General features: G+C 60.5%; 5 protein-coding genes. 3 read left to right on the top strand and 2 right to left on the bottom strand.

The features are described from left to right. A partial coding sequence (locus tag SX243_24560; GenBank protein ID MDY7096160.1) for an MFS transporter occupies positions 1-890 on the bottom strand: 890 nt, incomplete at its 3' end. Positions 891-1,153: 263 nt separating this feature from the next. Here SX243_24560 and SX243_24555 point away from each other — a divergent pair. The 3 genes from SX243_24555 to SX243_24545 all read left to right on the top strand — a co-directional run bounded on the left by SX243_24555 (position 1,154) and on the right by SX243_24545 (position 4,243). Continuing rightward, the gene (locus SX243_24555) at positions 1,154-1,765 is read left to right on the top strand and encodes a hypothetical protein (protein ID MDY7096159.1); all 612 of its coding nucleotides are present in this window, start codon (positions 1,154-1,156) and stop codon (positions 1,763-1,765) included. Positions 1,766-1,791: 26 nt separating this feature from the next. After that, the gene (locus SX243_24550) at positions 1,792-2,061 is read left to right on the top strand and encodes a hypothetical protein (protein ID MDY7096158.1); all 270 of its coding nucleotides are present in this window, start codon (positions 1,792-1,794) and stop codon (positions 2,059-2,061) included. A gap of 292 nt (positions 2,062-2,353) precedes the next feature. After that, positions 2,354-4,243: a hypothetical protein gene (locus tag SX243_24545; protein ID MDY7096157.1), complete on the top strand. Its 1,890-nt coding sequence runs from the start codon at positions 2,354-2,356 to the stop codon at positions 4,241-4,243. 63 nt (positions 4,244-4,306) lie between these two features. Here the strand turns inward: SX243_24545 and SX243_24540 are convergent, their stop codons facing one another. Then, a complete protein-coding gene (locus tag SX243_24540) occupies positions 4,307-6,541 on the bottom strand; it encodes a hypothetical protein (GenBank protein MDY7096156.1) in 2,235 nt (744 codons plus the stop codon). Positions 6,542-6,761 lie beyond the last annotated feature (220 nt).

The raw sequence follows: 6,761 nt of genomic DNA, 5'->3' as shown, positions 1-6,761 counted from the left end.
GTACCCACGCCCGCGATGCCCATGGTCACCCAGAAGAGCCCGGCCTCGCTCAAATAGCGCAGCGCCCAGGGAGCGGAAGCTCGGCCGCTGAGAAAGGCCGCCCAGAAGCAGGCGCCGACGAGCAGCGCCTGGGTCTCGTGGCCCGGGTGGAGCTGCTCCGCCAGGGACACTAGCCAGCCGCTGAAGGTGGTCTCGATCCCGACATAGAAGAACATCATCGCCGCTGCCGGTACCAGCCGCAGCATGCCCTGGAGCATGGAGACGGACGCTGCCGGTGCGGCGTCCTCGCCGTCTGCAGCAGGGGCCGCGTCGTCGGCGGGGCCTCCCCCGGCATATCTTGGTGCCGGGACCACCGCCAGTGCTACCGCCACCGCCAGAGTGGGCAGGCTCATGCCGAGGAGGATCCAAGGCGTCGGCACTCGGCCCAGCAGGGCGGCGAAGATCAGCGGACAGGTGACGGCCCCGATGCCCCACACCAGATTCGCCCGCGCCAGCGCCGCGCCCCGGCGCAAGGTGTAGCGGGCGGCCACCAGCAGGTTGGTGGCGGGGGCTCCGAGCCCCAATCCGAGGCCGATGAGGGCCAGCGCCAGCCACGCCGTGGACCAGCCGCCGAAGGCGAGGAGCAGCAAGCCCGCTCCGGCGGCGGCGTAGCTGACGATGAGGCTCCAGCGCAGATGGAAGGACGAGAACACCGCCCCCACCGAGCTGGCGACGAACTGGGCGACGAAGAGGGAGCCCGCTTGGGCGGCGGTGAGATCCCAGCGCGCCCGCAGCTCCGGCAGCAGAGGCCCGAGGAGCACGGTCCCCACACCCATGAAGAAAAACCCGCCGTAGACCACCGCGAAGAAACGGTTCTCGCCGCGTGGGTCAGCGGTGACGGGCAGCTTCAACGGAGGTCCTCGATTTGGTGAGAGCAGACGAAAGGAGATCGGCAGGGCGGGAGTCTGCCGGCGGCACGAAGCATGGCGCGTAGTCTGCCATAGATCGCTCCCCGTCGCCCTCTTCCTCGGATTGCGCGTTCAGGACCCTGAGGGTCTCTTGCCATGATATCTTTTTCTTAATGCAGGAATGTCGGCATTTCTATTTCCCCGGGCTCGCCGGTTGCTTCACTGTTCCCTTCGCCGGTCGGGCCCTCGAGAGAGGAGTGGACGTCATGAGCTTGTTCCGAGCGATGTGTCTGTGTTTGCTTGCCGGTTTGCTGGTGCTCGCCGGCTCCGGACCGACCGCTGTGGAGGCGGCAGAGGCGGTTCTCGAGCCGGTGTCCATTGAGCAAGACTCGGCTCTCTTCCGAGTCGTCGACGAGACCGCTGCTGCCGGTGAGACCCGCTACCTCTTCGCTCAGCTCGCTGGCAACGGGATGAGTCTGACCCGTGTCTTCTCCTTCTCCGTACGCGCTGGCGTCGACGGGCTCGAAGACGTTTCCATTCTCGAGCTTGACGATCCGCTGGTGGGAGCGGCGACCTCGCGCATCGCCATCGAGGTTGGGCAGGAAGATGTGAGCTGTTCCACCACCTGTGCCAAGGGAACTCTCAGCTGCCCCACGAGCTGCACGAGCTGCTCCGCCTACTCCAACCGCGTCGTCTGCAACGGCACCACCGTCCGCTGCTCTGACTACAACGCGTACGTCAACAACTACCAATATTGCTTTGACTCCCACGCTGCCTGCTGGCAGGGATGCCAAAGCTATTCCTGCAGGCAGGCCTGCAATGCCGAGCTGGATACTTGTCTGGCGCAGGTCCCGGACCCTCTCGACGGAATTTGTTGAATCTCATCCTTGAAGGAGGCCTCCTCGTGAAAAACACCTACCTCAAGAACCTTCTCTTCGCGGCAGCTGCGGTCGTTGCCCTCGCCGCGGTCCTCTTCGGACTCGGAGTCTTCGGCGGTTTCACCGTCGACTCCGCCGACGCCGCTCCGGAGTACGTCGAACGCTACCGCTACTTCTACGACGCCGCCCACACCCAGCCGGCAGGCTTCTGCAGCGTCCAATGCTCCGGTGCTCTGGTCTGCTTTGGCGACGTGACCCAGTACTACGTGTACTCCATGGGCCCATCCTGCTGGTAGCGGCAACGGCCTTCTAATTCAGCTGCTGCGGCAGCGAGGGAACCCGCGGTTTCCTTTGGGGCTCCGCGGGTTTCGTGCATGGGGCAAGAGTCCGCCGGGCTCCGGAATCTTCTCGATGTACCTCGAGCATCGCATCTTGCGCCCCGCTGCCGGAGGCCCCGGCAGACTTTCGTGTCCCGACAATTCGTCAATCCGCACCATAAGAAGTGAAGCGCCTTGTTGGTTTTTTGTCTTGGAGCGTCGGAGATCCCTTCGGTCTTCGGTGCGCACAGTTTCTTAGAAGGAGGAGCCTATGCGCCGGAGCGAGAAGTGCGGTCGGATCTGGAATGGTGGTCGTGGCCGGCGGCTGGGACTTGCGGTGTTGGTGCTGGGCGCCCTCGGGTGGGGCACTACCCAGGCGGTGCTCGCCGGCAAGGAGAATGGCGAGAGCACGCTCCACATGGAACTCCCGGAGTACCTGGCGGCTACTGCCAGCTACAAGATTCCAGCTCCCACCGCGTTGCCGGCGGTGGAGACGGATCTTCTGGAAGCTCGCGCCGAGGTGGCGGCCAAATACGCTCCGGATCCAGCAGCGACCCAGCTCGCCGCTAGGCTCGAGCTCCTACGCTCGATTCTCGATGTTCACCGCGACGCCATGCTCGCCGAGGCCTCCATCATCGGAGTGGGCATTACCCCCATCGCCGCCGGTGGCGATTGGGAGATGGTGGTGATGGTGCCCGAGGGCACGAGCCCCGCCGTCGCCTCCGCTGCCCTGGTGCGCCTGGGGGTCCTCCAGGATCTGGGCGACTTCAACCACCGCTTCGAAATCAGCTCCCCGCCGATTTTTACCGCCGACGAGCGGCCCGGCTCCACCGGCGTTTGGAACGGCGAAGACACCGGCCCCATGCACACCCAATGTGACGTCGGGACCATGGGCTGGCTGGTGCAGTCGAAGCTGCAGGACGAACAAAAGCGCAACGGAGACCGCACGAGCCGTCAATCCGTCGGCTATCTGACCGCCCTCCACACCACTGCGGCAGGGTTCAGCCACAACTGGGAGCGCTTCGACGTCCTGCCGCGGAACATTCAGACCAAGCAACCGTTCTTCAGTGGTTGCAACTTCTTCTCCACGACGGGCCGGGTGCTGCGGGCGGGACCTGCTGCCGTGCCCGAGCCCAAGGACATCACCCAGGACATCACCTTCGTCTCCTTCGACTCGGAGGCTGCCTGCAACCAGGCGTCGACCGATACCGAAGTCCTCGAAGGCTTGCCCACCTGCGATGATTCCAACGCGTCCGACGAGCAATGGCTGATGATGCCTCCGGAGACCAGCGAAGTCTCCGGCCTGCTCACCACCCCGGTCTTCACCTGCGGGGTTGTCTCTGGCTCGATGAACTCTGGCTTTGTCGAGGGCTTGAGCTTCTCGGTGCAATTCGGAGTCAGCGATTGGGACGGCAACTTCCTCTTCAACATCATGATCGAGGATCTTTGGCGCATCGTCAGCCCCGGCTCGGAGTTCAACCAGCCGGGCGATTCCGGCGGGCCGGTGTGGTTCCGCGATCCCGACGCCTTCGGCGGCGAGGGGGCCTTCCGGCCCCTCGGCACCAACGTCGGAAAGGGCACCGGCGCCACCGAAGGCCGCTTCTTCGTCGCTTCACTGCCGGAGAATCTCAACGCCTTCAACGTCGACTTGATCCTCAACAATCCCCGCGATCCGGAGAGCGAGGACTGCTCCTGCGAGTGCACCTGCGAGAGCCTCACCGGCGGCCTGAACAACGAGGACGGCCGCCTGCTCCTCGAAACCGCCCTCGCCGCCGGTCCCGAGGCCATGAAGCGCCTCACCTCCCTCGCTGTCACCCACGAGACTGAGCTCCGCACCCTCGCCGGCTCCTCGCAGGCCGCTACCTACGACGCCCTCTTCGCCAGCAAGATCGCCCCCTTCATCCGCACCGGCTTCAGCCAAGGCGCCCCCACCCTAGACGCCGACGCCGTCAATGCCGCTCGCGAGATCCTCGCCTGGATCTACCACTCCACAACCACCCCCGATCTCAAAGCCGAAGCCTCGCGCTTGTATCGCTTCGTCTCGGTCCATGCCGAAGGCCGGACTGTGGGGGATCTGCTACGGGACTACGTCCGGTATGGGCAGGCGGGGGAGAAGGCTTCCGGTGGCTCCGGACCGCGGGAGGTGGCGCGGGGGCGGTAGGTGGCTTGTGAAAGAAGCAATCCGTTAACTAGCTCGATTGCGAAGGCTCTTCTTGGCCTCTTACTAGCGGTCAAGTAGCACGATCATTGCGACGGCTAGACAATAGGCGGCCATTGCGCCAAAAGCTACAAGGCGGCGAGGTGGTTTCGGGCTCTTCGAGTCAGGGGCCCCTGTATAGCCAAGGGCGTTGAGGAGCACGAAGCGGAGAAATACTAGGAGGACTACCAAGAATGTGAGATAGAAAAGGTAGTCGGCTCGGGTTATCGTGCCAGTTGCTGGTGTTATCTGTGAGAATGCGATGGAATAGGTGATGATGCTCAGGAAGACTCCGACATAGATGTCGCCGACACGGCCGAAGCGCAGGTCTCGAATGAGAAGCAAAGAGAGCGCTGCCAGTCCAATAGTGCAAAGTGGGAGGGCGACGGATATCAATGCGTTTTGGGTTTTTCTGGTGGTTATTATTCTTACTGTTAGTGTTTTGAACTTCTTGGGTTCTCTTGTGCTGTCAGGGGTGGCGCCTCTCAAGGCCTGTGAGATTACGTTGTCCACGGTAACGTAGTAGTCTTCGAGTTCCCAGCCGTTGATCTCAAAAGAGTCTCGTCGGCGTTGACCCTTTTCAAAGGCGGCGTAGTCAAAGGCTACTCGTACATCGTCAAAAGGGTTGGCGAGCTCTAGCTCCAGTGTCAGCTCTTGTGTGTCGAGTGGGTAGTCCTCCAGTTTGAAGTCGACGTTGAACTCGCCGGATATTCGCTCAAGGCGGTAGTTTCCAAGGTCGTCTTTGTCGATCTTCGTTCGGCTGTTGATGCTGGAGAGATTCCGGAAGTGGATGTAGCTTCCAATGCTGCTCTCAGCGGCTACTTCTGTCGAGGAAGTGTCCTTTTTATTGTTTTCTTTACTGTCAAGGCCCAGTCTTACCCAGTAGTAGAAGTCGGCCTGAAATACTCCTCTTGATGGGTCAAGTCGCCCGACGTCTAGGAGGTCAATGCCGAAGAATACTGTTGGAATAGTCTTGCGCTCAGAGTTGAGTTGCTGCCATTGTGAGGTCGCGACTCCCTCTTCGTAGCTGACGAACGATACCTCAGGGATTATTCGGCCCTTTGAGTCGAAGTTGTAAAGGTCATAGCGACCGGGGATCGATCCTCTGTTGGCCTGCTTCTGGAAGAATCTGAGGAACAGCTTTCGGTCTATTTCTCCTACTTCAGCGAGTTGTGCCTTCGGCCCTCCCTGCGCTTTGCTGGAACTTCCTGGCATCTCTTGGACCGCAGGAATGCTAGAGGCGGCTATCAGAGCTTCGCGGACTATCTCGACTGTGTCGAGGCAGCGTTTCACATAGAACGAAAAGTTGAATCGATCTGCGAACTCGTCAGGGAATCGCTCTCGGAGCGCTACAGTGTCTCGGAAGACTTTCTTGGACACTGCATCTTCCGGGGCGGTCATCAGGATTAGTCGGTTCCCGTTTTCTGCAGTGAAGTTCTCTGATTTTCCCTCGCGAGCTGCGAAGCTGGGAGCAACGATTGTGACGTCGCTTAGATTTTGGTCTACGAAGTGAATTATTTCTGCGCCCCACTCGTCGTGAACATTGAGCGCCAGGATGGCTGGCCGGGGTGCGTCTCGTAGCCAAGTCTGTAGTCTCTCCGAAAGGTCCTCCTGTTCAATTGCGTTGCGTTTGTCTGTTTTTAGGATCTTCTTCCGGAATAGGGTGTAGTCCTTGGGGTCTATCTTTTCCAGGAATCTGGCTGTCAGCCAGTAGTCTTCCTCTCCGACGAATATCAATGTCTTGGGTTGAAGGACCTTTTTTGTGTAGGCGGAAATGTCGTCGGCGGCGTTATCGGAGTGGCCGATGAATAGAGCATTTCCGCCGAAGTTCTTGGGGCCCTTGTCGGCATTGAGGGAGAGGACCGGCAGGTCTCGGTCTCGAACCAAGTCACTTACTTTTTCGATGTGCTTTGCCCAGGTGTTGTCGATGACAACCACGAATCTCTCGTCAGGTATAATTTGGGTTTCATAAATCCATCGGAGAGTTTCGGGGGCATCGGGCTGCCTGCCCTCATAGGCATCCAAGTAGAAGAACCGAAGGGTGAGGCGGTGGCCAGGGATCTCTTCGTTGAGTTGCTTGATGTAATAGGTGAGGGCTCGTCGATGCATGGCCGCATACTGGTCGCCCTCGGTTCGACCAACAAAGGCTACGAGGTGTTCTTGTTCATCCTCTGGTAGCTGCCAGAGGATCAAGGGGCCAAGGATGAGCGTGGCAATCCCAATGCCAAACCAATGCCTTCGCTGCAAGTGAAAAAAGCGCATAGATCTCCTTTTGCCATCCAGATAGTTAGAGCGCAAAAAGAGACGAGTGGGGGTCATTGGTCTACTGCTGATCTTGCGGGGCCCCAGTCTTGTTGTGGCAGTAGTGACCGGTTTCCGAACGAAGGCTATTGAGTCAGGGTCTCCAGGAAGCCTGAGCCTCGGGTGCGCGGTTCGTGGAGCACGGGGCGGGACCACGGACCTGAAGGCAAGATGTTGCTTC

The sequence above is a fragment of the Acidobacteriota bacterium genome (genome assembly GCA_034211275.1).
Lineage (GTDB): Bacteria > Acidobacteriota > Thermoanaerobaculia > Multivoradales > JAHZIX01 > JAGQSE01.
Note: the sequence above shows the minus strand (reverse complement) of the source record. Positions and strands in the feature narration are given on the sequence as shown.